We start from the raw sequence: 25413 nt of genomic DNA on the forward strand, positions 1-25413 counted from the left end.
AATTTTATAATCCCGAATTAAATACTTTAACTCAGCTATCTTTGAGATGAACGAATACTCGTCATTATTAACTTTGTATATTTCTTTGTTATTGGTAAGTAAAATATTGTTGATAGTCGAAATTAAATCTTCAAGAGTTTCCTTCGACTTAAGTTTATTATGTTCTTCATCCCAAGTAGATGGATTTTTAAATATCCCACAAGCTAAATCTTTAAAATATTTAAGTTAATTTTAAACGTCGATTTGAAAATTTCAAAAAGTATATTTTCATTTATGGATGTAACTACAGACAACTTTATTGATAACTTATCTAAGATTCTATTTTCCGTTAGTAAATCAGACAAGTTAATTTCATTAATTATTGTACCAATCATTTCATTTATTCTTTCATTGGACTCTTCTCTTTCTTTCGTTAGGGATACTAATGAGTCAAGCTGTTTCTCCTGTTTCTCTAGTTCTTCAATCAATGGTTTAGCTTCAATCCTGTCACCATATGCTCGATAAATTTCACTCACTTTCATTTCTGAAATCTTCAGTTTAATTTTTCTAGTGAAACATTAATAGAATCAATTTTTCGATTTAACTCTCCCTCAATTTCTGTATTTAATTTATTCAATTGAGATTTGTAAAGTTCATGGATAGAGTTAATTATTGGTCTTTTATCCGCTGGTAAACTAGAATTTAAAGCATAAAAATTAATTTGTTTTATAGATTCATAGTTTTTAATTTCCTGATTCAATCGCGATTCATTTGATATTTGATTTTGCATTTCTCGATTAAGCTTTTCAAAGTCATCGTCTTGAAACTTATTATCACTATACAGACTCTTTAATTTACTTTTTACTTCTTCGATATTATCTTTAATTTGATGTTCAGTTTGAAACTTATTGATTGTAGAAACTAAGGTGAGATTCGATTGACGTTCCCTCATCATTTTTATATTAATCTCTGTTACTACTTTGATTTTTTGATCAAGAATCATTTGTCGATTTTGATTGTCTTCGCCTATAATCTCAATAATAAATTTATTTCTCTTATTAACATCAGACGCAATTTCTTGAAGTTTGTCTTGATAAAAAAACTCTATTAATGTATCTCCATTAGTCGCTGAACCATCTAAAAGAAAGGCATTTGTATCTTCCAATTTCTCTTGTATCAATTGCTCGTATAAATTATTATTTCGTTTTAACGAGCTTACGTTACCAACTTTTTTTGCTAATAGAGAAAGAAGTAATGATTTCCCACTAGAGCGTCCACCGACAATTACATTCATTCCTGAATTAAAGTATATATGTTGCCCATCAAAATCTTTTTGAGGAAGCTTTATGTAATCTATCACTTTAGATTTCAGCTTTAAATCAGGGCTATTCGATTGAATACAAACTCTTTCTTCAGGTTCAAATAAAATTGATTTTAGACCATAAAAAGTCTTATCGGCTTTAATCCATGTGGTTTTTTCAATCTCATACTCAGTAAATCTTTCAAACGAATGAGCGTCCGAACCAGAAATGCATGGGTAAGTTTTATCATATATACTTCTGCATTCGTTTAGATAAAATAGTTTATCTTTTTTGTTGATGGTCTGGATTATATCTACCATTTCCTTCATAAAATTAAGATTTTGGGCGAATCCATTTCCTTCTTCTTTTGAAATTCCATCACTTCCGTTAGGAATTAATATAATACAGTCATCTTTATATCTGTCACCTAGACTTTTTATTAAAGCTTGTTTTACTGTTTCTATACTAGGTAGACTTGGAATTTTCCCGTTACTTATTAAAAAATTCAATGTCATCACTAAAGTTCATTGATTTACCGTTAGTACCAGATACTTCTAAATACCTTAAGAATTTTGTCAATTTGATTTCCTCAATGTTCTCATTAAAAATCAAATGAATATTAACATGGCTGTGCGGCTTTTTTTGTTTTTAGCTGAAATTAACCCCGTTACCCTCAATTCAATATTAGGGAATAACACAATTTCATTATTTAAGCCCCATTCTTCCCTATTGATTCGAAGTTTAAGGAAATTTTCAACAGAGAAATAATCAGTAATACCAAAACAACTAATCCCACTTTCATTTAGTTTCTCACAATATTCTTTCCATATTAATTGATTTTCAGATTGTTTTATACTTTTCCCTTCACTATCCAAAAATTGGTCATTAAGTTTTGTACCTGGCGTATGTATATGTAGTTCCCATTTGCTCCACAGTGACCCTCTCATAACTTACCTCCCCTGTTTAATTTAACGTTTCTATCTAATAAAACTCTATTTAATAAAACCCAAACTCGCATTTATTAAATATATGTAATCCCTCATTATTCTTCTTATGAATATCTCCCCTCTATTATATATTTCTATTTATTAATACTACTTTATAAAGTATGACAATAATAATGTTGAATTTCCATATTTAATTCATTTACATCCAATTACTTATATAAAAAAACCCCAAAATGAACTGCCCCACCAAAGTTGGACATGAAAAATCCAACTTTGGTGGGGCAGTTCAGTGTGGTAATTTTCAAGTGTCCATCATTCGGGGTTCAGTTCAATTATTGTCGTTCTTAAGCTCTTTAATTACTATAGTTTCTCCAACCACGCCACCGTCTCCACATGCGCCGTATGGGGGAACATGTCGACCGGTGTGACTTCGACAAGTCGGTAGCCGCGGTCGGCGAGGTAACGCATATCGCGCGCCTGCGTCGCGACGTTACACGACACGTAGACGATCCGCTTTGGTGCCATCTCGACCATCGTCTCGAGGAACGACTCGGCACAGCCTTTACGTGGTGGATCGACGACGATGACGTCCGGATTGATGCCATCCTGCTTCCACTTTGGAAGCACGTCTTCGGCTGCGCCACACGCGTACGTCACATTGTCGATCTCGTTGACGAGCGCGTTCTGTTTCGCGTCCTCAATCGCTTCCGGTACGACTTCGACGCCGTACACGTGCGCCGCTTTCCGGGCGAGGAACAGACTGATCGTCCCGATGCCGCAATAGGCGTCGACGACTTGTTCCGTCCCGGTCAGTTGCGCGTATTCGAGCGCCTTGCCGTATAACTTCTCCGTCTGGACCGGGTTGACCTGGAAGAACGAGTGCGGGGAAATCGTGAACGTCAGTCCACCGATCTTGTCCTCAATCGTCTCATGGCCATACAACAATTTGTTTGTCGAACCCAAGATGACGTTCGTCTTGTCCGGGTTGATGTTTTGCATGATCGACGTCACGTCCGGCAGACGTTTCACGATGTCGGCGACAATCTCGTTCACGCCTTTTATTTTCGTCGTCTTCGTGATCAGGACGATCATCAATTCACCCGAATGGTAGCCGTAACGGGCCATGACGTGGCGGATGACGCCGCGCCCGGTCTTCTCATCGTACGCCGGCACACCGTGCGCCGCGAGCACGTCACGGACGACTTGGACGGCCTCATCGTTGCGCTCATCTTGGATGAGACATTCCTTCATCTCGACGATATCGTGCGAACGTGGACGATAGAAACCGGCGACGAGGCGGCCGGCCTCGTCTTTGAACGGCACTTGTGCCTTGTTGCGGTAACGCCATGGTTCCGGCATGCCGATTGTCTCGTGGACAGGCACATCGAATTGGCCAAGTCGCTTCAACGCATCGACGACACGGTCCCGTTTTTGACGGAGCTGGCCGTCGTAGCTGAAGTGTTGGAGCTGACAGCCCCCGCACTGATAGAAAATCGGGCACGGTGGCTCAACGCGGTCCGCACTCGCTTGTTTCACATCGATCAAGCGGGCGAACCCGTACTGTTTGTTCGTCTTCGTCACGACGATCTCGACCGTCTCCCCTGGGAGCGCGTTCGGGACGAACAACGTATAGCCGTCGACGCGCGCCACGCCTGCCCCTTCGTGGGTGAGGTCGTGGATGTCGACGTCGAGACGGTCATTCTTTTTCACTGGTAGCATGTGCCTCTCCTTTCTCGATTCCAAAATTCCTGTATATACCGTTACCCGTTCGAGGCGAACGAAAAGCTCGACGTGTGCGCCACGCCGAGCCGACTCATTCTGCTTTCTCGATTGACACGTTGAACAGCTGTTTGATCATCTGTTCGCGCTCATATCGGGCGTTCAGTTCTTCCATCTCGCGAATGCGCGCGTTCGGTGCGAGCACCGTCAAGTGACGGAACAAGTTGCGCATCTCGCCGGTACATTCCCCGCCGTACTCGCCGTCGATGTTGAGGCTCATCGACTCCGTCGTCTTCATCTTGACGTGGCTCGTCTTGAAATGTTCGACGAGCGGGCTCGTCAAGTGCTCGCCACGGAGCAACAGACCGACGACATGGATGAACTCGAACAAATTACATTTCCGTAAGATGAACAAGTCGAACAAGCCATCGTTCAATGACGCGTGCGGTGAGATTTTCTCAAATCCGCCGACCGAGTTCGAGTTCGACGTGAGGAAAATCATCACCTCGCCGCTGAACGTCCCTTCGTCATGTTCGAGTTCGATGTACGTCGGTTTGATGAGCGGTAGCTTCTCCATCCCTTTGACGTAATACGCGAGCTGGCCGAGCGCCGTCTTCAACTTCGACGGCACTTCGTATGACAGCTCGGTCATGATGCCGCCGCCGGCGATATTGATGAAGTAGTGGATGTCACCCTTCTCGCCTTCAATCTCACCGAGGTCGACCGGCATCTCGAAGCCGTCGCAGATGACGTCGAGCGCCCCGACGACACTCAATGGAATACGCATCGCACGGGCGAAGTCGTTCGTCGTGCCGACCGGAATGAGCCCGATCGTTGGACGTGTCTCGAGCGGTGCAAGGCCCGAGACGACTTCGTTCAGCGTCCCGTCCCCGCCGGCCGCGATAATCAAATCGAACTCGGCCGCAGCGGCCCGGACGGCTTCCTGCGTCGCGTCACCAATCGCTTTCGTCGCGTACGTCGACGTCTCATAACCCGCATCCTCTAAGCGGTTCAAGATGTACGGGAGCTCCCGTTTGATCACTTCTTTTCCTGATGTCGGGTTATAGATGACCCGCGCACGTTTCCGTTGCATACTCTTTCTCTCCCTTTGCTCATATCGAGCGAAAAGCGAGGCACAAGTGCCTCGCCGCTTTATCAGCGTTTGGCAATCTCTTCGTGGAACAAGCCATCGAGGAGTGCCGGGTTCGCCATCCCTTTCGTCTGTTTCATGATTTGCCCGATGATGAAGCCTTTCGCCCGGTCTTTCCCGTTCTTAAAGTCTTCAATCATTTGCGGATGCGCCTCGAACAACTCAAGGATGTAGCCGCGAAGCAAGTTCTCGTCCGAGATTTGGGCGAGGCCGTTCGCTTCCACATACGCTTTCGGTTCGGCGCCTTCTTCCATCATGGCCGTGAACACACGCTTGGCGATCTTCGAAGAAATTGTACCGTCTCCAATCAAACGAATCAACTCTGCGAGCGCGCCCGGTGTGAGTTTCATCGTCTCGATCGTCTCGTCCGACTTGTTCAAGTGGCCGAGCACTTCACCCATGAGCCAGTTCGCCGCGGCTTTCGGCTCGGCACCGGCCGCCGTCGTCGCTTCGAAGAAGTCCGAGAACTCACGCGTCGACGTGAGCGCCTTCGCGTCATACGCCGACAAGCCGTAATTGCTCATGTAGCGTTCGCGACGGGCCGCCGGCAGTTCCGGAAGTGTCGCCCGGATGCGTTCTTTCCACGCCTCGTCAATCTCGAGACGGACGAGGTCCGGCTCTGGGAAGTAGCGATAGTCGGCCGCGCCTTCTTTGACACGCATGAGAATCGTCTTCTTCGCCGCCTCGTCGAAACGAAGCGTCTCTTGACGCATGACGCCACCCGTGATGAGGAGTTTGCGATGACGGTCTTCTTCATACTCGAGCGCCTTCAACACGTTCGAGAACGAGTTCAAGTTTTTGAGTTCCGTCTTCGTCCCGAACGGTTCTTGACCGAACGGACGGACCGAGATGTTACAGTCGCAACGAAGCGACCCTTCTTCCATCTTGACGTCCGAGACGCCCGCGAACGAGAGCACTTCTTTCAAGCGCTCGAGGTACGCGACGGCGTCTTTCGGTGAGCGCATGTCGGCCTCACTGACGATTTCGATGAGCGGTGAGCCGGTCCGGTTGAAGTCGACGACCGAATGCTTCTCACCCGTGTGGTTCATCTTCCCGGCATCTTCTTCGAGGTGGACCCGCTCGATGCGGAACCGTTTCATCTCGCCGTCGACTTCGACGTCGACGTGACCGTTGAAGCCGATCGGCTGGTCGAACTGCGAGATTTGGTACGCTTTCGGCGTGTCCGGATAGAAGTAGTTCTTGCGGTCGAACTTCGTGTCGGTCGCGACTTCACAGTTCAGTGCCATCGCGGCCTTGATGGCGAGGTTGACCGCCTCTTCGTTCAATTTAGGCAAGACGCCCGGGTGTCCGAGACAAATCGGACACGTCTGTGTATTCGTTTCGGCACCGTACGTGCGCGAGCAGCCACACCAAATCTTCGACTTCGTGCTCAGCTCGGCGTGCACCTCGATCCCGATGATCGTTTCAAAGTTCATCGTCCGTCCTCCTTAAAGCTGTGGCATTTTGAAACCGCCGTTTGCTTGTTCGAAAGCATGGGCCACGCGGTAGAGTGTTGGTTCACTGTAATGGTTCCCGATGATTTGAAGACCGACCGGGAGTCCTTCTGACAGGCCGGCCGGGACCGAGATGGCCGGGACGCCCGCCAAGTTGACCGGGATCGTCATAATATCGTTGGCGTACATCGTGAGCGGGTCTTCGAGCTGGTCACCGAGTTTGAACGCGATCGTCGGCGCAGTCGGTCCGATGATGGCATCATACTTTTCGAACACGTTCGCGAAGTCTTGCTTCATGAGCGTGCGAACTTGTTGCGACTTCTTGTAGAACGCATCGTAGTAACCAGAGCTAAGAGCGTACGTTCCGAGCATGATGCGACGTTTCACTTCTTCGCCGAACCCTTGCTCACGCGAGTACGTGAACACTTCTTCGAGCGCGTCGGCCTCGGCGCGGCGTCCGTAACGGATGCCGTCGAAGCGGGCGAGGTTCGAAGATGCTTCAGACGAAGCGAGCAAGTAATATGTCGGGAGCGCGTATTTCACCGTCGGGAGCGATACCGTCTCGACCGTCGCACCGAGCGACTTGAGCGTCTCGATCGCTTCCTCGATTTGTTTACGGACACCGTCCGATACGCCTTCCCCCATGAACTCTTCCGGGAGTGCGAGTTTCAAGCCTTTGATGTCGCCGTGAAGCGACTTCGTGTAGTCCGGAAGCTCGACCGTCGATGACGTCGAGTCCATCTCGCAATGCCCGGCAATCGCGTTCAACAAGTAGGCGTTGTCTTCGACCGTACGTGTGAGCGGACCGATTTGGTCGAGCGACGAGGCGAAGGCGACGAGGCCGTAACGTGAGACGAGACCATACGTCGGTTTCATCCCGACGACGCCACAATAGGCCGCCGGTTGACGAATCGAACCGCCCGTATCCGAGCCAAGGCTAAAGAGGACTTGTCCGGCCGCGACCGTTGCGGCCGAACCGCCTGAAGAACCTCCTGGTACACGCGTCGGGTCCCATGGGTTGCGGACGACTTTGAACGCCGAGTTCTCGTTTGACGAGCCCATCGCGAACTCGTCCATGTTGAGCTTCCCGATCGTGACGGCACCGGCGTCATGGAGACGCTCGACGACCGTCGCGTCATGGGCCGGGACGAAGTTCTCGAGGAACTTCGAGGCACACGTCGTCCGCGTCCCTTTCGTGACGATATTGTCTTTGACGCCGATCGGCAATCCGAAGAGCGGGTTGTCCGCTGTCTTCGCGAGGTCGTCCATCCGTTTTGCCTGCTCGAACGCATCCTCGTTGAGCGCCAAGAACGCACCGATTTTCTCATCCGTGCGTTCAATTTGGTCGAACGATTCTTTGACGAGGTCCGTCACCGTGACCTCGCCTTCTTTTAATAAGGCATGCAGCTTCGCTACACCGTGGTCGAATAAACTCATAGGGGCCTCCTTATTCAAAGACGGCTGGGACGCGGACTTGGCCGTTTTCCCAATCAGGTGCCATCCGTTCGACTTCCTCGCGTGGAAGCGACGGGCGGACCTCGTCTTTGCGTAGTACGTTTTTCAAATCTAGGGCATGGGTCGTCGGGATGACGCCCGTTGTATCGAGTTCATCGAGTTGCTCCGCGAACTCGAGGATTTTTGTCAATTGCTCCGTGAAGTGCGTCACCTCATCATCTGTGATCGCAAGGCGGGCGAGTCCGGCGACGTGCCGTACTTCATCTTCTGTGATTCGAGTCAATCTTCACACCTCCAACATGGTTTCATACATCGTTCCTTATCATACCACTATTTCATAAGACAAAAAAGAAAATCCAATCCGGTAAAAATCAGCTTCATTTTTTACAAACATGGGAAATCTGACCCGAACATTGACTCGTTTCCAAAAACGGCTATTCGATGAACCGCCCAATCTCCTTATGCTTAAAGAGAAGACTGTACATATGGGGAGGATCACTATGTCAATCCGGAATAAACTGATTGCCGCGTTCACCGTCTTGCTCGTCTTGTTGCTCGGTGTGAGCGGTTATGCGTTATACGCCTTGAACGCCTCGAAGGCCGCACAAGAAGATATGACCGTGTCGTGGGTGCCAGGCATGGACCAGATTCATCAAGTCGACAAACAGTTGCTCGAGATACGGCGCCATCTGATTCGACACGCTCTCGTCGAGGACGAAGTGACGAAACAGAACGTCGAGCGCGACGTCGAGACGGGCGTCACGATTTTAAAGCAACGGATGAGCGGCTATGAATCGACGATCATCACACAAGCTGACCAAGAACTGTTCGATCAGGCCGAGACGCAGTGGACGACGTTTCAAACGAACATCACGGAACTATTGCGCATCTCAAACGAGGAAGGCCAAGCTGAGGCCGAGGCGTATATCCGCGACACGGCGACGCCGAGTGCGGATGCGCTGTCGAACACGCTCGGCCTTCTCGTCAACTTGAACCGTGACGCCATCATCTCCGACACGGAACAAGGCGAGGCGCTGTTTGAACAAGTACAGCTCACGCTCATCGTCATCATGGTGCTCGCGGCCATCTTCACGGTGTCCATGATGCTGTTCATCTTCCGCTCCATCTTCGAACCGCTCAACGAGTTCAAAGTAAAGATGCGGGAACTCGCGACGAGCGAAGGCGATTTGACGACGGCAATTCCGGTGAAGCGCCGAGACGAGTTTTCGGGGCTCGCACGCGACTTCAACCAATTCATCGCCAACTTGCGTCAACTCATCCTACAGGTGAACGACGTGTCTCGCGGTGTCGCCGCACAGTCGGCCAACACGTATGAAGAGCTAAAAGCGCTCGACACGTATATGACGACGACGGCCGCGACGACCGAGGACTTGACGGCCGGCATGCAACAGACGGCCGCGAGCGCCCAGGAAATGAACGCTTCGGCTTCCGACATGGAACGGACGCTCCAACACATCGTCTCGATGGCCGCCGAACGAAAAGACGAGGCGAAACGGGTCGATGCCCGGGCCGTCGCCCTCCGTGGCCATGCCGTCGAAGCGAAATCGTCCGCTCTCCACGTCCTCGATTCGACCCGGCAACGATTAGAGCGGGCGATGCAAGACGCGAAGGCGGTACGCGAGATTGCGACGCTCACGAACGACATTCTAGACATCGCCGCCCAGACGAACCTGTTGTCTTTGAACGCCTCAATCGAAGCCGCGCGTGCCGGTGAAGCGGGCCGCGGATTCGCCGTCGTCGCCGACGAGATTCGAAAGCTCGCCGAGACGAGCCGCTCGACCGTCGAACGGATCCAAGGCATCTCGGCGACCGTGCTCCAGTCGGTAGACCATCTGAACGAGACGTCGAGCGAGATGCTCTCCTTCCTCGACACGAACGTCGTCAAAGACTACGACCAACTCGAAGAGGCGGCCGAACAGTACAGCGCAGACGCGGGACGGTTCGAGACGACCGCTTCCGAGTTCGCCGACGCCGCGACCGAGCTCGAACAGTTGACGTCGAACATGATATCTGTCATCCAAGACGTCGCCGTCACAGTGAACAACGGCGCGCTCGGCACGCAAGAGATTGCTGAGAAAGTGACCCTCTCGGTCGACCGGTTCGGGGAGTTGAACCGTGCCACCGAGATGTCGCAACAAAAGATGGACGAGTTGAACGAACTGATTAGCCAATTCAAAGTATAAAAAATGGAAGCTTCCTGTGAAGGAGGCTTCCATTTTGATTAAGCGATGGACTTCCGCAACTCTTTCTGTCGTTCCAACTCGAACCGTTTCGTCTCTGCGACGACGACGCCGGACAAGAACAATAACCCGATCAAGTTCGGGATTGCCATCAACCCGTTGAACACGTCCGAGATGGCCCAGATGAGGTTCAAATTCGTCGTCATGGCGCCGAGTCCGGCGACAACGATGTATAGGACACGATACGGCACGATCGACCGCTCGCCGAACAAGTAATAAATCGATCGTTCCCCGTAGTAGCACCAGCCGATCACTGTCGAGAAGGCGAAGAAGACGAGCGAGATGGTGACGATCAGCTCGCCGACCGGTCCGAGGAAATACGCGAACGACGCTTGCATCAACTCGATGCCTTGCAGACCGCTCGCGTATTGCCCGCTCATGACGATCGTCAAGCCCGTGATCGAACAGACGATGAGCGTATCGATCAACACTTGCGTCATCGAGACGAGCGCCTGTCGTCCCGGGAAATCAGTCTTTGCGGCCGCGGCCGCGATCGGTGCCGAACCGAGTCCGGCCTCGTTCGAGAACACGCCGCGCGCGACACCGTATCGAATCGCGGCCCCAAGCGCCCCGCCGCCGATCGCTTCAGCGCTGAACGTGCTCGCGAAGATGGTCGCGAACGCCGACGGAATCAACTCGAAGTTCATGACGAGAATGGTGAGACCACCGACGACGTAGGCGAAAATCATGACCGGCACGAACACGCCGACGACTTTCCCGATTGACTTCACGCCACCGAGGATGACGAACGCCGTCAACACCATGAGCGTGAGCCCGGTCACAATCATCGGGACGCCGAACGACGTGTTGAGCGCGAGGCTAATCGAGTTCGTCTGTACGCCGTTGCCGATCCCGAACGCGGCGATGGCCGCGAACAAGGCGAACGTCATGCCGAGCCAACGTTTCTTCAAGCCGTGCTCCAAATAATACATCGGGCCACCGGCAATCTCGCCCCGCTCATCGACGACGCGATATTTGACGGCAAGGATGGCCTACGCGTATTTCGTCGCCATCCCGATAAAGCCGGATAGCCACATCCAGACGATGGCGCCCGGCCCACCGAGGACGACTGCCGTCGCGACCCCGACCATGTTCCCGGTTCCGACCGTCGCGGCGAGCGCGGTCATGAGTGCCTGGAAATGGGTGATGTCCCCGCGTTGCTTCTTCTGTTCAGCTTTCGCTTTCGGGATGAACGCCTCTCTCAAGCCGAACCCGAGTCGCGTCACTTGGATGAAGCCGAGTCGGACGGTCAAGAAGATTCCCGTCCCAATCAATAAAATAAGTAAGTGTGGACCCCAGACAAGGTCCGATAACGCCGTTAACCAGTTTTCAAATTGTGTCATCTGTCCGTTCCCCCTATGTCGTACCGTTGCCCTTCCCATTTTTCAGAAGATTCACATACACGTCCAGTTCGTCCTGGCGCAAAATCCCCTCCTCCCCGTGTAAACAACTTGTCACAAACGGGCTGAGGCGTTCATATACGTGGACATCCATCACGGGAGATTGACATCAAATTGTAAACGATACCTACAAAAAAAAGGCCCCCTTTTTGGGAGACCGATTCAAACTTATGACGTGACGGCCGCGACGACTTCGTCGACGTGCCCGTTCACTTTGACGCTCCGCCACTCCTGTTCGATATAGCCGTCCTCATTGATGAGGAACGTCGAACGGACGATGCCGTAGTACTCTTTCCCGTAGTTCTTCTTCAGTTGCCAGACGCCGTAAAGCTCCGACACTTCATGGTCGGCGTCGACGAGCAGGTCGAACGGGAGCTCGTGCTTGTTGATGAAGTTTTGATGCTTCTTCTGGCTGTCGGCCGAGATACCGATGACGACGGCGCCTGACAGTTTCGGCATCGCGTCGCGGAAGTCACACGCCTCGGTCGTGCAGCCCGGCGTCGAATCTTTCGGGTAGAAATAGAGGACGACCTTTTGGCCGCGGTACTGTTCAAGCGAGATCATGTCGCCGTTTTGGTTCGGTAATGTGAATGTCGGTGCTAACATCATCGTTTCCTCCTTAACCGAACGACGGATCGACGAGTCGTTCGTCGTAGCCGTCGATGGCTTGTTCTAGTTTTTGTTTGAGCGGCTCGAGCACTTCCAAATACTCGACCGGGTCTTCCGTCGCGGCCGCCGCGCGTAACCCATCTTCCTGTTCATCATACCAGTTCACGTACGCCTCGAAATAGTCGACCATCACTTGCTGGTTCTCCGGGACGGTAAGCGTCTCCGACAACAGGAGGAAGACGTTGTTGTCCGCTTCGAGCGCGACATAGTCCGTCTGCGCGTTGACGCGGTCGTAAATCGGGGCGGCCTCGTCTTCCGGTACGTCAGCGAGACGGGCGTTCGCTTCCGGGTTGACCCCGTACTCGTTCGCTTCGATGCCGGTCAATAACTCGCCGACCTCGCCGATGACATCAATCGGGAGCACGGCCGGTGTCACGACGAGCTTCCAGTCCTCCCCGTCTTTGATGGCGACTTTCGCCAACCGGTTCGGCAGTTCATTCCCGTCCGCGTCTTCCATCTCGTGAACGAGATACGCCACGTCTCCGGCCTCGTTCACCCAACTCTCATAGATGTCTCCAGGGGAAAGTTCACGCGTCACGGCACCGGTCGCCGGGATATCGGTCCGCTCGCCCGCATAATCGAGGGCCGCGAGCGCCTCGGCGTCACCTTGTCGAAGCGCTTCCTGATAGTCCGCATAGACGGTCTCGACCGCTTCCGGGAGCGGTCGTTTCACCTCTTCGGCCGGTTGCTCTTCCCCGTTGCCGCACGCGCCGAGCATCACGACGAGCACGAGCGGAAGGATCCACTTCTTCATCCAATCATCCTTTCTCGTTACCTCTCTTGTCCTCATCCTACCATGACTTGATTTTGAGCGAAAACGACACGCTTTTCTGGAAAATTGTTTCACTAGGATTTCCCTTGATTTTTCGATACAATACAGACGTAAGCGCTTAAATGCACAATCACTTTTAAGGGGGAACGAGAATGATTCCATACAAACATGAACCATTCACAGACTTTACAAACAAAGAGAACGCCGCGGCCATCCAAGCGGCAATCGAGAAAGTGAACGGTGAACTCGGGAAAGACTATCCGCTCGTCATCGGTGGGGAGAAAGTGACGACAGAAGGCAAAATCACGTCTTACAACCCGGCGAACAAAGAGGAAGTCATCGGACACGTCTCGAAAGCGAACCAAGAGCTCGCGGAGCGTGCGATGCAAGAAGCGCTCACAGCGTTCGACTCATGGCGCCACGTCGACCCGGCTGTCCGTGCCGACGTCTTGTTCAAAGCGGCGAACATCGTCCGTAAACGGAAACATGAATTCTCGGCATACCTCGTGAAAGAAGCGGGCAAGCCATGGAACGAGGCGGACGCGGACACAGCGGAAGCGATTGACTTCATGGAGTACTATGCGCGCCAAATGCTCGAACTCAAACCAGGTAAAAAAGTCGAGAGCCGTCCGGGCGAATACAACCGCTATGACTACATCCCACTCGGGGTCGGGATCGTCATCAGCCCTTGGAACTTCCCGTTCGCGATCATGGCAGGGACGGCCGTCGCGGCCATCGTTGCCGGGAACACGATCCTCTTGAAGCCAGCTTCGACGACACCGATCGTCGCAGCGAAATTCGTCGAGGTCATGGAAGAGGCAGGTCTGCCGAAAGGTGTCCTCAACTTCATCCCAGGGCCGGGCGCTGAAGTCGGTGACTATCTCGTCGACCATCCGAAGACGCGCTTCATCAGCTTCACAGGTTCACGCGACGTCGGCCTCCGCATCAACGAGCGCGCCTCGAAATTGAACGACGGGCAAATCTGGCTCAAGCGTGTCATCGCCGAGATGGGCGGGAAAGACACGATCGTCGTCGACGAGTCAGCGGACCTTGAGCTCGCAGCACAGTCGATCGTCAAATCGGCGTTCGGCTTCTCAGGACAAAAATGTTCGGCTTGTTCACGTGCCGTCATCGTCGACAGCGTGTATGACACGGTTCTCGACCGCGTCGTCGAGTTGACGAACGAACTCTCGGTCGGAAACACAGAGAAGAACGAACACTTCATGGGGCCGGTCATCGATGCGGCCGCGTTCAAGAAGATCACGTCGTACTTCGACGTCGCGAAAGAAGAAGGACGCATCGTCGCCGGTGGGAAAGCCGATGACTCGACAGGCTACTTCATCGAGCCGACAGTCGTCGCGGACGTCGCGCCGAAAGCGCGTCTCATGCAAGAAGAGATCTTCGGACCGATCGTCGCGTTCACGAAAGCGAGCGACTTCAAAGAAGCGATCGACATCGCCAACAACACAGAGTACGGCTTGACAGGTGCCGTCCTCACACGTGACCGCTCGAACCAAGAGTATGCGCGTCAAAACTTCCACGTCGGGAACTTGTACTTCAACCGTGGCTGCACAGGCGCCATCGTCGGCTACCAGCCGTTCGGCGGGTTCAACATGTCAGGGACAGACTCGAAAGCAGGCGGACCGGATTACATCCAGCTCCACATGCAAGCGAAAACGACGTCTGAGACGTTTTAATCTTCAAGTCCGGCTCAACGTGAGCCGGGCTTGTTTTATAAGGAGGATTATTCATGGAAACGTTCGATGACTTTTTAACAACGATTGACGACCCGGAGCGACGCGCCAAGCTAGACGACGTGTTCGACTGGATACGCCAGACGTTCCCCCATCTCGAGGAGCGCATCGCCTGGAACCAACCGATGTTCACCGACCACGGGACGTTCATCATCGCGTTCAGCGTCGCCAAAGCCCATTTCGCGGTCGCCCCGGAAGCGGTCGCACTCGAACAGTTCACCGACCGGATCAAGGAATCTGGCTACACGCAGACGAAACAGCTGTTCCGCATCAAGTGGGACCAAGCCGTCGATCAGGAGCTGTTGCACGACATCATCGCCTTCAACATAAAGGATAAGGCGGATCACACCTCATTTTGGCGGTGAACGAAGATCAGGCACGACGGCGTCGACCGTCGTGCCTTTTTTCATCCTAACGCCACGTCTAGTATCATCATGATGGCGAACCCGAGCATCAACGCCATCGCCGCCAAATCCTTGTGCCCGTTCTCTTGCGACCCCGGGACGACTTCTTCGACGACGACGAAAATCATCGCCCCAGCGGCAAAACTCAAGGCGAACGGCAAGAGCGGCTCCATCATGTAGACGGCCCATACCCCAATCAAGGCGGCGACCGGTTCGACGACGGCCGACAACTGTCCGTAAAAGAAGCTTTTCCGCCGTGACATTCCTTCCCGCCGTAACGGCAACGAGACGGCTGTCCCTTCTGGAAAGTTTTGAATACCAATCCCGATGGCGAGCGCGATGGCCCCGGTCAACGAAGCGGACGGAAAGTCAGCCGCGACCGCGCCGAACGCGACCCCAATCGCTAATCCTTCCGGGATGTTGTGAAGGGTGATCGCCAAGACGAGCAACGTGCTGCGCTTCCGTTTTTCTGGCACAATCCCTTCCGCCTCATCCATCGAGGACGTCGGATGTAGGTGCGGCAGCAACTTGTCGACACCCCACAAAAAGAGTCCTCCTAACAAGAAACCGACTGTGGCCGGGAACCAGGACGGCCAGGCACCCTCGCCCGCCATCTCGATCGCAGGCGACAGGAGCGACCAGAAACTAGCCGCAATCATCACCCCACCGGCAAAACCGAGCATGCCGTCCATCAGCCGCTGGTTGATCGACTTCGTCGTGAAGACAACCGCCGCCCCGAGCGCGGTCATTCCCCATGTGAATAACGTGCCGATTAATGCCTGCATCGCCGGGCTCAAAGACACGAACCGTTCGACCATCGCTGCCGCCTCCGTATCCTCCGTCATGTGTGCTCCTTGTCCTTTTCCACCGCTTCGATCGAACGTAACCCGTCACCACCAAAAAAGAGAGCGAGACGCCCCCCTTTTTCTTCCTCCCTAAACCTTCCTCAAAAGGCGCGCATCAAGTTGGCCATCTCGATGGCCGACGTCGCCGCTTCCCAACCTTTGTTTCCGGCTTTCGTTCCGGCCCGCTCAATCGCCTGCTCAATCGTCTCGGTCGTCAAGACGCCGAAGATGACCGGCACTTCCGACTGATAGCTCGCCTGGGCGATTCCTTTCGCCGCCTCATTACAGACGTAATCGAAGTGTGGCGTCGCCCCGCGGATGACGGCACCGAGCGTGATGACCGCGTCATACTTCTTACTCATCGCCATCTTCTTGGCGACGAGCGGGAGCTCAAACGCACCCGGTACGAAGGCGAGCTCGACGTCTTCTTGTTCGACGCCGTGGCGCTTGAGCGCGTCTTTCGCCCCGTCTAAGAGACGCATCGTGATCAAATCGTTAAACCGTCCGACGACGATTCCGACTTTTAATCCTTTACCAACCAAGTTCCCTTCAAATGTGTTCACCATTATGCTTCTCCTCCAAAATGATTCATTTTTTGTTGTTTCGTCAGCCGATACTTCTCGTTCGCCGCATGTTCCCCGACGATGATTGGCACCCGTTCCATGACGGTGATGCCACACGCTTCGAGCGCGTCGACTTTCTCCGGGTTGTTCGTCATGAGCCGGACGGTCGTGACGCCGAGGTCACGGAGCATCGCCGCGCTCACCCGGTAATCGCGTAAATCGGCGTGTAAGCCGAGCGCGACGTTCGCCTCGACCGTATCAAGCCCATTCTCTTGCAGTTCATACGCCTTTAGCTTATTCAACAGCCCAATCCCGCGCCCTTCTTGGCGCATGTATAAGACGACACCGCCTTCGGCCTCGATTCGCGCGAGTGCCGTGTCGAGTTGCGGTCCACAGTCGCAGCGATATGACCCGAACACGTCACCGGTCAAACATTCCGAATGGATACGCACGAGCGGAACGTCGCTCAGCCCGTCTTTCACGAGCGCGACGTGTTCTTCTCGGTCGAGGACGTTCCGATACCCGAGCAAGCGAAACCCGCCCTTGGCCGTCGGGAGGGTGACGTCCGCCTCGCGCGTGACGAGATCGGTCTCCATATAGCGGACGAGCGCCTCAATCGTGACGAACTTCAAGTCATGGGCTTTTGCCACAAGTTCAAGGTCCGGCACCCGGGCCATCTCCCCGTCTTCACGGATGATTTCGCAGATGACGGCGACCGGTTCACTACCGGCGAGGCGGGCCAAGTCGACCGACGCTTCTGTATGTCCGCGCCGTACCGAGACGCCGCCTTTTTTCGCGATGAGCGGAAAGATGTGTCCCGGCCGTTGGAAATCAACGGGCCGGGCGTTGATGTTGGCAAGCTCGCGCACCGTATGGGCCCGTTCACTCGCCGAGATTCCCGTCGTCGAGTCGACGTGGTCGACGCTGACGGTGAAGGCGGTTCCATGCGGGTCGGTGCTGTTTTCGACCATCGGCTTTAAGTCGAGCCGGACGGCGACTTCTTCAGCGAGCGAGGCGCAGACGAGCCCTTTCCCTTCCGTGATGAGGAAGTTCATCGTCTCGGCCGTCATCTTGTCGGCAAGGACGACGAAGTCCCCCTCGTTCTCTCGGTCCTCATCGTCGACGACGATAATCGGGCGACCTTGCTTCAAGTCTTCAATCGCTGCTTCAATCGTGTCAAACATCACCATCCCGCCTTTCCGTATCCTTGTGACGCCAACGATTCGAGCGTCATCGGTTTTTGATTCACTAACTTCTCCATATATTTTGCCAACATGTCACATTCCAAATTGACCGTGTCCCCGGCTTGTTTCATCCCGAGCACCGTCTCACTGTACGTGTGCGGGATGAGCGAGAGCGTGAAGCCGCGTTCCGTCACATCGAACACCGTCAAGCTCGTCCCATCGACCGAAATTGAACCTTTCGGGACGATATAGCGGAGGAGCGACGGCTCGCAGCTGATATCGACGTACACCGCGTTCGCAAGCGGACGTTTCTTGACGATGCGCCCAATCCCGTCGACGTGACCGGAGACGAAATGTCCGCCGAATCGCCCGTTCGCCGGCATCGCCCGCTCCAAGTTCACACGTGTCCCCGGGCGGACGCCGTCAAGGCTCGACGCTTTGAGCGTCTCGGGCATGACGTCGACTGCGAACGTCCGCTCGTCGAACGTCGTCACCGTGAGACAGATTCCGTTGACCGAGATGCTGTCCCCGAGTTTCACATCCTGCAAGACGATGTCGCCCGTGAGCGTGAGCCTTAGCGATGGCCCGTTCCGTTTCACCGCTTTGACGCTACCGATTTCTTCAACGATTCCTGTGAACATCGGGCTCCCCCTTTCGCATGACGAGCTTGATATCGTTGCCAATCGTCTCGACAGAACGAACGTCAAACTGTTCGATTGCCTCGAGCGGTCCGTCATGATGCGAGCGATAGAACCCGGCCTTGCCACCGAAGACGCGTGGGGACTGATACATGACCCACTCGTCGATGTATCCCCCATCTAAGAGCGACGTCACGAGCGTCGGACCGGCCTCGACGAGGAGACGGCCGATGCCTCGGGCGTATAGTTCCTCGAGCACCCGTTCAAGCGTCGTATAGTCCGCCAGTTCGACACCGCGCGACTCGAGTGCCTCACGTCTCGACACATCATCGGACGTCGTATAGACGAGCACTGGTAGTTCGTTCGCCGTGCGGACGAGCTGGCTCGCGTGCGGCACGTTCAACTCTCGGTCTAACACGACACGCAGCGGTTGTTCGGTCGGCCGCTCGAGTCGCGCCGTGAGCGCCGGGTCGTCCGCGATGACGGTCCCGATTCCGGTCAACACCGCGTCGACGTTCGCCCGTAGCGCATGGACGTCGAGTCGGGCTTCTGTCCCAGTTACCCATTTGCTCTCACCTGTCTCAAGCGCGACTTTCCCGTCGAGGCTCGTCGCCGTCTTCAAGATGACGTACGGGCGCTTCGTCTCAAGCGAGCGTAGGAATGCAGGATTGAGCGCTCGCGCCTCATTCTCGAGCAGACCGACCTCGACTTCGATTCCCGCTGCCTTCAACCGGGCAATCCCGCGACCGGCGACGAGCGGATTCGGATCTCCCATCGCGATGACGACACGACGAACGCCCGACTCGATTAAGAGGTCTGCGCACGGCGGCGTCTTCCCGTGATGCGAGCATGGCTCGAGCGTGACATAAACGGTTGAACCATACGCAGACGCCCCGGCCATCTGGATTGCGTGTACCTCGGCATGCGGCTCACCTGCCTTCAAGTGAGCACCAAATCCGACAATTCGGTCGTCTTTGACGACGACGGCACCGACGAGCGGGTTGACCCCGGTCTGTCCGTCCGCGCACTTGGCCAATTGAATGGCATGTTGCATGTACTGTTTCATAATCTCCCTCCTTGTTTCGTACAAACAAAAAAGACCTGAAGGACATGTCCTCAAGGTCTCGGTGGGAGGTGTCAGCCGTATTTGGGCAAGCCAAATAAACGTTTTCTTTACAGAAAAGCGTACGACGAACTACAGGTCGCGCGGACCTGTCGATTTTCCTTCTCCCATCCAGACTATACTGTCGGCTCTAGAGTCTCACTAGATCCACCGTTCGCACACGTGCGCCCGGGTCACGGACTTAAGGCGTTCGCCTATCACCGCCGGTTGGGACTTTCACCCGACCCCGAAGGAATATTTGTTTGTACGCCCTTACTTTAGCGCAAAAAAGAACGGAAAGCAAAGAGGAAAGTGCAAAAAAAGCGCCACTCCGAGGAGCAGCGCTTCAAATCAAGCCAAGAAGAGGACGACGAGAATCCCGACCGCCCAGCAATAGAACGAGAAGTACTTGAGCTCGCCCTTGGCCATGATGTGTTGGAACCATTTAAGCGACACGGCCGTCAAGATGTATGAGGCGATGAACGCCACGATGAGCGGCCCGAACAGCTCGCGCGTCTCCGGGTTCGTGAACAGTTCCGGTCCGTCCAACACGATCGTGCCGAGACTGACGGGGATGAACATGAAAAACGAGAAACGAAGCGCCGTCTCTCGTTTGATACCGAGGAGGAGCGCCATGACGATCGTCGCCCCTGACCGGCTAATCCCTGGGATGAGCGCGACCGCCTGAGCGAGACCAATCAAGATGGCGTCACGGAGCGTGATGCCGACGTCGCCTTTGCTCCCACGCATGTTGCGGATGAACCAGAGCGCGAGACCTGTGAGAATCAACGTATACCCGACCGTCGCGACACCGCTTAGCGTCTCGCCGATCCAGTCACCGAAGACGACACCGAGCACGCCAGCCGGCACCGTCGCCACGAGCAACAGCCCGATGAACTTGACGTCGACCATCGTGTCGTCGCTCCGGTCTTTTTTAAACAGGAACGTCCAAAGACTGACGACGAGGCGGACGACGTCTTTCCGGTAAATCGTCAAGACGGCGAGGAGCGAGGCGAAGTTGACGAAAATCTCGAACGACAGCCCCGGCAACTGAATGTTGAGCAGCTCTTGGAAGATGACCAAGTGCCCGCTCGATGAAATCGGAATCGGTTCGGTGAAACCTTGAATCACACCGAGCAATAAGTAAAATAACCAGATTGTCATATTAAATGTTCCTCTTTTCTTTTTTCACTCAATGCGGCTATTTTAGCAGACTCCGTCCGGCGCTGACCACTCTTTGAAAAAAATCATATATTTTAAAAACTTTTATTGATTAGTCTGAAAATTAAATTTACTATAGAAGGGTACTCAACTGGTGCAAAGGCGATGACCCCATTGACCAGTTGGGTACTTTTTTGTACAAATTATTACATTTTACCCATTTATAAAACTTTTTGTTTACAATTGGAACCATTTGCTATTAAATTTGTAATAGAACTGTTACCCTTTTTTCGAATTCTGAACCTGACTTTAGACCTAGTCTTCTGTTAAAACGTTACAAAGAAATTACGAAATCCACTTATGATTTCGAAAAACTGTCCGATAGTATGATTGTAGAAGCATTTTTCGTCATCGTTGTCGGTTCAGATATGAGTCCATGGAAGGAGGAACCATCATTGAGTCAATCGCTATCCACTAAATCCCATCACCTGTCCACCGAACAGCAGAGGATGATCCACTGCATTCGCCTCCTCGGGGACTTGTTGAAGGAACGTCCGCGCCGCTCCGTCTATCGCCGCTTCGCGATGGAACAAAACTGGCCGTCCCCCGAGTCGATTATCCGTCAGTTCGGCTCATGGGCCGAGGCGCTCGCCATCGCCGGTTACGAATGGCACGGAGAGACGACCGTCGATCTTCCGGATAAGATGCCGAAGTATACGCGTGATGACATCATCGAGACGCTCGCGCTCTATTCGCGTGACATGGGCTCGATCATCACATTGAAAAAGTATCAGGAATGGCGGAAACTTCATCCAAAGGCCCCGAGCCATTACCACATCGTCAAGACGTTCGGGTCATGGCACGACGCCTGCGCCGAAGCCGGTCTTGAGGCGAGTGTCACCTATTCGAAGTCGGAACTGTCCGGCGCGCTCCGGGAAGCGATTCACGAGATGGGCTTCTCCCTCTCCTTCGAGGCGTATCGCGAATGGGCGAAACGAAACAACAAACCTTCGACGAAAGCCATTTTACACCGTTACGGTTCTTGGTCGGCTGCCATCCACGCGGTCGAATCTGAAATATTTAGTTCGAAATTATAATCCATCATTCATGCAAAAAGGAGAATCCATCGCGGATTCTCCTTTTCTTATTGAATTCGTTCCGTCGACGTGTCCCGATAATGGGCGACCCGGTCGCGTCCGTTGAACTTCGCCCCAACATACATCGCCCGGTCGGCGTTTCGTAGGACGGTGTCGAGCTCGTCGAACTCGTGAATCGTCTCGATGCCGATACTCGCTGTCACTTGAAGCCGGACCCCTTCCGTGCCGAACGGATGGGCCTTGAGCGCTTGACGGATCTTTTCCCCCGTCAACAAGGCCGACATCTCGTTCATCCGCGGAAACACGAAGACGAACTCTTCCCCGCCATATCGTGTGACGAGGTCGCCGCCACGGACGAGTCGTGTGAACAGCGCCCCCGCTTCGATTAACACCTCGTCGCCGAACGCGTGTCCATACGTGTCGTTGACCGATTTGAAATGGTCGAGGTCGATCAAGAAGACCGACAACGGATACGAGGCGACATCGTTCATCCGTTCTTTCGTCCAGCGCCTTAGTGCCCGTTGGTTCGGAAGACCGGTGAGCGGGTCGGTCAGGCTCTCATGTTGCAGCCGGTCGCGCTCGTCAATGCGTTCGAGCGACCACGACAGCGTCTTCAACAGACGATGCAGCTCGACGGCGAGCGCCTCTTCATACGCCCCGTTCGCCGTCGTCGAGACCATGAAGCTGACGGCGTTCGTCGGGCTATACACCGGCTGGATGCCGAGCGCCGAGTGATGGAGCTCGCTCTGATGGGCCAACAGCTCGGGGTGCCATTCATGGAGCGAGTCGTAGAGGAAGTACGGTTCGGAGGCGTCCCGATGCCGTTCGAGCGTGTAGGCGTCCGGGATGCCGTGGTCGACGCGCCCGGTCATATCGTAGAACGTGCGCACCCCTTCCCGGTTCACTTGAATCCAGCCACGCTCGACCTCGACGATCTCGCGAATCCCGTTCCAAAACTTCTCGATGAGGAGCGGTTCGCTGTCGACGCGGTACAACTGTTCCTTCAACCGTTCGATTTGATCGATCTTCGTCTGCGTCTCTTCCGTCTCCGTCGCCTTCGAAAGACTCATCTTCAAGAGCGACAAGACGAAGAACGTCCCCATCAAGCCGACATAGCCGAACAGCTGATACGCCTCGATGGCGACCATCGTGAACAGTAGTTCGAGCGAGACGACGAGCCAGTCGAAGCGGAGCAGCCGCCACATGATCGGCAGCGGGATTCGCTCCCCAATCAAGAAACGGGACAAGACGAAACTGAAACCGAGGACGAGATAGAGCGTCGCGAAGAACGCGAGGAGCGCCACCCCTTGCTCGAGCAGATGGACCGATGCGCCAATCTCGCCGCCGAGCCGTAAGTAGACGAGCCCCGGCACGAGCAAAATCATCGCCTCGATCAGTGTATTGAGCGGATAAAAATGCAGGAAGCGACGCCGGCCGACCTTCTTCGTGAACGAGCGTGCCTGGAACGTAAGTAACAACAATTGACCTATGACGAGCGCCGGCACGAGCCCATACAAGAAGAACGTCATGAAGACGAACATCTCGTGGAACGTGAAGTGAAGATGGCGCCGTTTGAGCGGGTTCATGACGAATAAGGCACCGAGCGTGTATATGAAACCGAAGAGCGTCCAGTCGAACGCCCCCATGTTCTGCCAAGTGGCGTAAGCGATCCCGGTAAAGACGAGCGACCACGACAACCAACTGCGAACGAGATATTTGCGAAATCGCATCGTCTTTCCTCCCTTTCAACTTAGCATTCGTTTACAGTATGAAGGGTTTTGGTGGAAGATTCCAGCCGAAGTTTGAAAGTTGTGACAATAAAAAACCGTGGCCGAGGCCACGGTTCGCTCGTTATTTCGCTTTCAAGTACGAGATGCCAATCGAGCCCGACCCGGTATGGGCGCCGAGGAGCGGTGCGAGCGTATCGATTCGAATCGGCACGTCGTCCCCGAGTTGTTGCTTCCATGATTCGGCCAACTCTGGCACGTTTCCGTGGAAGATGGAGACGTCCGTGCACTCGCCAGACTCGATGGCGGCGCGGATGACCTCGAACAGATGGGCCTGCGCCTTCTTGTACGTCCGCACCGTCTGATACGGCACGATCAACCCGTCCTCGAAACGGAGCACCGGCTTCAATTGGAGCATGTTGCCGATGAGCGCTTTCGATTTCGAGATACGTCCGCCCTTTTGCATCTGCGTCAAGTTTTGAATCGTCAACTCGATGCGTACGTCCTTGACACGCTCGTTCATATACGCCTCGACGTCTTCAAGCGCATCGCCGCGCTCGACGCGCTCGATCAGTTCCTCAAGCAAAAGTCCCATCGTATAGATGCCGGCGCGTGAGTCAATCGCGAGCAGTTTGAACTCGGCGATTTCCGCCCCTTGGACCGATGCCGAGTACGTACCGCTCAAATCGGATGACAAGTGGATGGCAATCCCCATGTCGTACGTCTGTTTCAACTCTTCATAAATCGTGACGAAATCCCCGATCGCCGGCTGGCTCGTCGAGACGCGCTCACCCGCGTCAATCCATTCATAGACCGTCTCCGCGTCGACCTCGATGCCGTCTTTATATGGCGTGTCCCCCTTGACGACGTAAAGCGGGACGATGTGGATGTCCGGGTGGTGTTTAATCGAATCCGGTAAGACGACCGTGCTGTCCGTAATGTAAGCAATCTTCATAGTAGTTTCTCCTCCAAACAAAAATTAGTACCTGGTAATATTATTTTATCACAGTTGAAGCGGTTTCACTATTTTTTAAAAAATGTACCCGTTTTCGTGAAATGTTCAAACGGATTCGACACCACTTCTGTGAAAGCGGGTACATAACCTGTAACGGACAAAGGAGGGTTTCTGATGATTCGACTCGAGCACGTATCGAAAATCTATAAGACAGGCGACATCGAGACGACTGCGTTGAAAGACGTCGATGTGACGATTCAGGACGGGGCGTTCGTCGTCATTTTAGGACCGAGCGGGAGCGGTAAGAGCACGCTCTTAAACGTCATCAGTGGTCTCGACACGGTCACATCCGGTACGATCACGTTCGACGACATCGTCCTGACCGACCTCACCCCGGAACAGATGACGGCGTTCCGACGTGACCACCTCGGCTTTATCTTCCAACAGTATAATCTGCTCCAAAACTTGACCGTCTATGAGAACATTCAAATCGGCGCCGACTTGACGGACGACCCGCTCCCGATTGACGAGTTACTCGACCAAGTCGGACTGAAAGGCGCTCGCGATAAATATCCGTATCAACTGTCCGGCGGGGAGCAACAGCGCGTCTCCATCGCCCGGAGCCTTGCGAAAAACCCGTCCATCGTCTTTTGCGACGAACCGACGGGCTCGCTCGACGAGGACAATTCGAAGAAAGTGCTCGAGCTGCTCGAACGCTTGAACGAGAAATACCGCAAGACGGTCGTCGTCATCACGCACAACACCGGCATCGGGGCGATGGCCGACGACGTCATCAAGATGAACTCGGGCCGCATCGTCGAACTGACGCACAACCCGGTCAAACAAGCCGCTCGTGACATCCACTGGGGGTGAGAC

23 protein-coding genes, 1 pseudogene and 1 riboswitch are annotated in these 25413 nt (G+C 53.6%); of the genes and pseudogenes, 5 read left to right on the forward strand and 19 right to left on the reverse strand.

Going from position 1 to position 25413, the window contains the following annotated elements:
- Positions 1-203 precede the first annotated feature (203 nt).
- The 8 genes from DI14_RS01870 to gatC all read right to left on the reverse strand — a co-directional run bounded on the left by DI14_RS01870 (position 204) and on the right by gatC (position 8288).
- Positions 204-521, reverse strand: coding sequence for a hypothetical protein (locus DI14_RS01870; RefSeq protein WP_034804491.1), 318 nt, complete (start codon positions 519-521; stop codon positions 204-206).
- Positions 522-532: 11 nt separating this feature from the next.
- Positions 533-1795 carry a hypothetical protein gene (locus DI14_RS01875; RefSeq protein ID WP_034804493.1) on the reverse strand — a complete coding sequence of 421 codons (1263 nt, stop codon included), beginning with the start codon at positions 1793-1795 and terminating at the stop codon, positions 533-535.
- Positions 1796-1888: 93 nt separating this feature from the next.
- Positions 1889-2227 carry a hypothetical protein gene (locus tag DI14_RS01880; RefSeq protein WP_034804496.1) on the reverse strand — a complete coding sequence of 113 codons (339 nt, stop codon included), beginning with the start codon at positions 2225-2227 and terminating at the stop codon, positions 1889-1891.
- Between the two features lie 360 nt (positions 2228-2587).
- Positions 2588-3946, reverse strand: coding sequence for a 23S rRNA (uracil(1939)-C(5))-methyltransferase RlmD (rlmD, locus tag DI14_RS01885; protein WP_034804498.1), 1359 nt, complete (start codon positions 3944-3946; stop codon positions 2588-2590).
- A 94-nt stretch (positions 3947-4040) separates the two neighbouring features.
- On the reverse strand, positions 4041-5039 hold the full coding sequence (locus DI14_RS01890) for a diacylglycerol kinase (RefSeq protein WP_034804501.1): 999 nt from the start codon (positions 5037-5039) through the stop codon (positions 4041-4043).
- 62 nt (positions 5040-5101) lie between these two features.
- Positions 5102-6532 carry an Asp-tRNA(Asn)/Glu-tRNA(Gln) amidotransferase subunit GatB gene (gatB, locus tag DI14_RS01895; protein WP_034804504.1) on the reverse strand — a complete coding sequence of 477 codons (1431 nt, stop codon included), beginning with the start codon at positions 6530-6532 and terminating at the stop codon, positions 5102-5104.
- Between the two features lie 12 nt (positions 6533-6544).
- Entirely contained in the window at positions 6545-7987 is a 1443-nt protein-coding gene (gene gatA / locus DI14_RS01900) for an Asp-tRNA(Asn)/Glu-tRNA(Gln) amidotransferase subunit GatA (RefSeq protein WP_034804506.1), read from the reverse strand.
- A 10-nt stretch (positions 7988-7997) separates the two neighbouring features.
- Positions 7998-8288 (reverse strand): Asp-tRNA(Asn)/Glu-tRNA(Gln) amidotransferase subunit GatC, encoded by a 291-nt coding sequence (gatC, locus tag DI14_RS01905; protein WP_024370560.1) that lies wholly within the window; start codon positions 8286-8288, stop codon positions 7998-8000.
- 217 nt (positions 8289-8505) lie between these two features.
- Here gatC and DI14_RS01910 point away from each other — a divergent pair, with 217 nt between their 5' ends.
- Entirely contained in the window at positions 8506-10209 is a 1704-nt protein-coding gene (locus DI14_RS01910) for a methyl-accepting chemotaxis protein (RefSeq protein WP_034804509.1), read from the forward strand.
- Positions 10210-10247: 38 nt separating this feature from the next.
- Here DI14_RS01910 and DI14_RS01915 read toward each other — a convergent pair.
- The 3 genes and pseudogenes from DI14_RS01915 to DI14_RS01925 all read right to left on the reverse strand — a co-directional run bounded on the left by DI14_RS01915 (position 10248) and on the right by DI14_RS01925 (position 13089).
- Positions 10248-11609: pseudogene (locus DI14_RS01915) on the reverse strand (alanine/glycine:cation symporter family protein).
- A 225-nt stretch (positions 11610-11834) separates the two neighbouring features.
- Positions 11835-12272, reverse strand: coding sequence for a thioredoxin-dependent thiol peroxidase (gene bcp, locus DI14_RS01920; protein WP_081825801.1), 438 nt, complete (start codon positions 12270-12272; stop codon positions 11835-11837).
- A gap of 13 nt (positions 12273-12285) precedes the next feature.
- The gene (locus tag DI14_RS01925) at positions 12286-13089 is read right to left on the reverse strand and encodes a hypothetical protein (RefSeq protein ID WP_034804515.1); all 804 of its coding nucleotides are present in this window, start codon (positions 13087-13089) and stop codon (positions 12286-12288) included.
- A gap of 170 nt (positions 13090-13259) precedes the next feature.
- Between DI14_RS01925 and pruA the strand changes: the two genes are divergently transcribed.
- Together pruA and DI14_RS01935 are read left to right on the forward strand one after the other, a co-directional pair.
- Complete coding sequence (pruA, locus tag DI14_RS01930) at positions 13260-14804, forward strand: L-glutamate gamma-semialdehyde dehydrogenase (RefSeq protein WP_034804518.1); 1545 nt, start codon at positions 13260-13262, stop codon at positions 14802-14804.
- Positions 14805-14857: 53 nt separating this feature from the next.
- A complete protein-coding gene (locus DI14_RS01935; protein ID WP_034804522.1) occupies positions 14858-15226 on the forward strand; it encodes an iron chaperone in 369 nt (122 codons plus the stop codon).
- A 41-nt stretch (positions 15227-15267) separates the two neighbouring features.
- On the opposite strand, the gene DI14_RS01940 is transcribed toward DI14_RS01935, so the two are convergent.
- From DI14_RS01940 to DI14_RS01965, 6 genes are all read right to left on the reverse strand, one after another.
- A complete protein-coding gene (locus DI14_RS01940) occupies positions 15268-16083 on the reverse strand; it encodes a ZIP family metal transporter (RefSeq protein ID WP_034804655.1) in 816 nt (271 codons plus the stop codon).
- 128 nt (positions 16084-16211) lie between these two features.
- Complete coding sequence (gene ribE / locus DI14_RS01945; protein ID WP_034804525.1) at positions 16212-16676, reverse strand: 6,7-dimethyl-8-ribityllumazine synthase; 465 nt, start codon at positions 16674-16676, stop codon at positions 16212-16214.
- Positions 16676-17857: a bifunctional 3,4-dihydroxy-2-butanone-4-phosphate synthase/GTP cyclohydrolase II gene (locus tag DI14_RS01950; RefSeq protein WP_034804528.1), complete on the reverse strand. Its 1182-nt coding sequence runs from the start codon at positions 17855-17857 to the stop codon at positions 16676-16678. The genes ribE (DI14_RS01945) and DI14_RS01950 overlap by 1 nt, the downstream gene beginning before the upstream one ends.
- Positions 17857-18498, reverse strand: coding sequence for a riboflavin synthase (ribE, locus tag DI14_RS01955; RefSeq protein ID WP_034804531.1), 642 nt, complete (start codon positions 18496-18498; stop codon positions 17857-17859). The genes DI14_RS01950 and ribE (DI14_RS01955) overlap by 1 nt, the downstream gene beginning before the upstream one ends.
- Entirely contained in the window at positions 18479-19561 is a 1083-nt protein-coding gene (ribD, locus tag DI14_RS01960; protein WP_034804535.1) for a bifunctional diaminohydroxyphosphoribosylaminopyrimidine deaminase/5-amino-6-(5-phosphoribosylamino)uracil reductase RibD, read from the reverse strand. The genes ribE (DI14_RS01955) and ribD overlap by 20 nt, the downstream gene beginning before the upstream one ends.
- Positions 19562-19713: 152 nt before the next feature.
- A riboswitch (FMN riboswitch) is annotated at positions 19714-19856 on the reverse strand.
- Positions 19857-19948: 92 nt separating this feature from the next.
- Positions 19949-20761 carry an undecaprenyl-diphosphate phosphatase gene (locus tag DI14_RS01965; protein ID WP_034804538.1) on the reverse strand — a complete coding sequence of 271 codons (813 nt, stop codon included), beginning with the start codon at positions 20759-20761 and terminating at the stop codon, positions 19949-19951.
- Between the two features lie 452 nt (positions 20762-21213).
- Between DI14_RS01965 and DI14_RS01970 the strand changes: the two genes are divergently transcribed.
- On the forward strand, positions 21214-21855 hold the full coding sequence (locus tag DI14_RS01970) for a homing endonuclease associated repeat-containing protein (RefSeq protein ID WP_235193366.1): 642 nt from the start codon (positions 21214-21216) through the stop codon (positions 21853-21855).
- A 47-nt stretch (positions 21856-21902) separates the two neighbouring features.
- Here DI14_RS01970 and DI14_RS01975 read toward each other — a convergent pair whose 3' ends face one another.
- Both DI14_RS01975 and DI14_RS01980 read right to left on the reverse strand, forming a co-directional pair.
- Positions 21903-23585: a GGDEF domain-containing protein gene (locus DI14_RS01975; RefSeq protein WP_034804541.1), complete on the reverse strand. Its 1683-nt coding sequence runs from the start codon at positions 23583-23585 to the stop codon at positions 21903-21905.
- A gap of 121 nt (positions 23586-23706) precedes the next feature.
- Positions 23707-24537, reverse strand: a complete 831-nt coding sequence (locus DI14_RS01980; protein WP_034804544.1) for a DegV family protein — start codon at positions 24535-24537, stop codon at positions 23707-23709.
- Between the two features lie 174 nt (positions 24538-24711).
- Here DI14_RS01980 and DI14_RS01985 point away from each other — a divergent pair, with 174 nt between their 5' ends.
- Positions 24712-25410, forward strand: a complete 699-nt coding sequence (locus DI14_RS01985; protein WP_081825802.1) for an ABC transporter ATP-binding protein — start codon at positions 24712-24714, stop codon at positions 25408-25410.
- The last annotated feature ends 3 nt before the right edge of the window (positions 25411-25413 follow it).

Origin of the sequence: Exiguobacterium sp. AB2 (genome assembly GCF_000696055.1) — a bacterium.
GTDB lineage: Bacteria > Bacillota > Bacilli > Exiguobacteriales > Exiguobacteriaceae > Exiguobacterium > Exiguobacterium alkaliphilum.

Coding starts and splice junctions, on each gene's coding strand:
- DI14_RS01870 (WP_034804491.1), bottom strand. CDS start 521: ATGAAAGTGAGTGAAATTTATCGAGCATATGGTGACAGGATTGAAGCT.
- DI14_RS01875 (WP_034804493.1), bottom strand. CDS start 1,795: ATGACATTGAATTTTTTAATAAGTAACGGGAAAATTCCAAGTCTACCT.
- DI14_RS01880 (WP_034804496.1), bottom strand. CDS start 2,227: ATGAGAGGGTCACTGTGGAGCAAATGGGAACTACATATACATACGCCA.
- rlmD (WP_034804498.1), bottom strand. CDS start 3,946: ATGCTACCAGTGAAAAAGAATGACCGTCTCGACGTCGACATCCACGAC.
- DI14_RS01890 (WP_034804501.1), bottom strand. CDS start 5,039: ATGCAACGGAAACGTGCGCGGGTCATCTATAACCCGACATCAGGAAAA.
- gatB (WP_034804504.1), bottom strand. CDS start 6,532: ATGAACTTTGAAACGATCATCGGGATCGAGGTGCACGCCGAGCTGAGC.
- gatA (WP_034804506.1), bottom strand. CDS start 7,987: ATGAGTTTATTCGACCACGGTGTAGCGAAGCTGCATGCCTTATTAAAA.
- DI14_RS01910 (WP_034804509.1), top strand. CDS start 8,506: ATGTCAATCCGGAATAAACTGATTGCCGCGTTCACCGTCTTGCTCGTC.
- bcp (WP_081825801.1), bottom strand. CDS start 12,272: ATGTTAGCACCGACATTCACATTACCGAACCAAAACGGCGACATGATC.
- DI14_RS01925 (WP_034804515.1), bottom strand. CDS start 13,089: ATGAAGAAGTGGATCCTTCCGCTCGTGCTCGTCGTGATGCTCGGCGCG.
- pruA (WP_034804518.1), top strand. CDS start 13,260: ATGATTCCATACAAACATGAACCATTCACAGACTTTACAAACAAAGAG.
- DI14_RS01935 (WP_034804522.1), top strand. CDS start 14,858: ATGGAAACGTTCGATGACTTTTTAACAACGATTGACGACCCGGAGCGA.
- DI14_RS01940 (WP_034804655.1), bottom strand. CDS start 16,083: ATGGTCGAACGGTTCGTGTCTTTGAGCCCGGCGATGCAGGCATTAATC.
- ribE (WP_034804525.1), bottom strand. CDS start 16,676: ATGGTGAACACATTTGAAGGGAACTTGGTTGGTAAAGGATTAAAAGTC.
- DI14_RS01950 (WP_034804528.1), bottom strand. CDS start 17,857: ATGTTTGACACGATTGAAGCAGCGATTGAAGACTTGAAGCAAGGTCGC.
- ribE (WP_034804531.1), bottom strand. CDS start 18,498: ATGTTCACAGGAATCGTTGAAGAAATCGGTAGCGTCAAAGCGGTGAAA.
- ribD (WP_034804535.1), bottom strand. CDS start 19,561: ATGAAACAGTACATGCAACATGCCATTCAATTGGCCAAGTGCGCGGAC.
- DI14_RS01965 (WP_034804538.1), bottom strand. CDS start 20,761: ATGACAATCTGGTTATTTTACTTATTGCTCGGTGTGATTCAAGGTTTC.
- DI14_RS01975 (WP_034804541.1), bottom strand. CDS start 23,585: ATGCGATTTCGCAAATATCTCGTTCGCAGTTGGTTGTCGTGGTCGCTC.
- DI14_RS01980 (WP_034804544.1), bottom strand. CDS start 24,537: ATGAAGATTGCTTACATTACGGACAGCACGGTCGTCTTACCGGATTCG.
- DI14_RS01985 (WP_081825802.1), top strand. CDS start 24,712: ATGATTCGACTCGAGCACGTATCGAAAATCTATAAGACAGGCGACATC.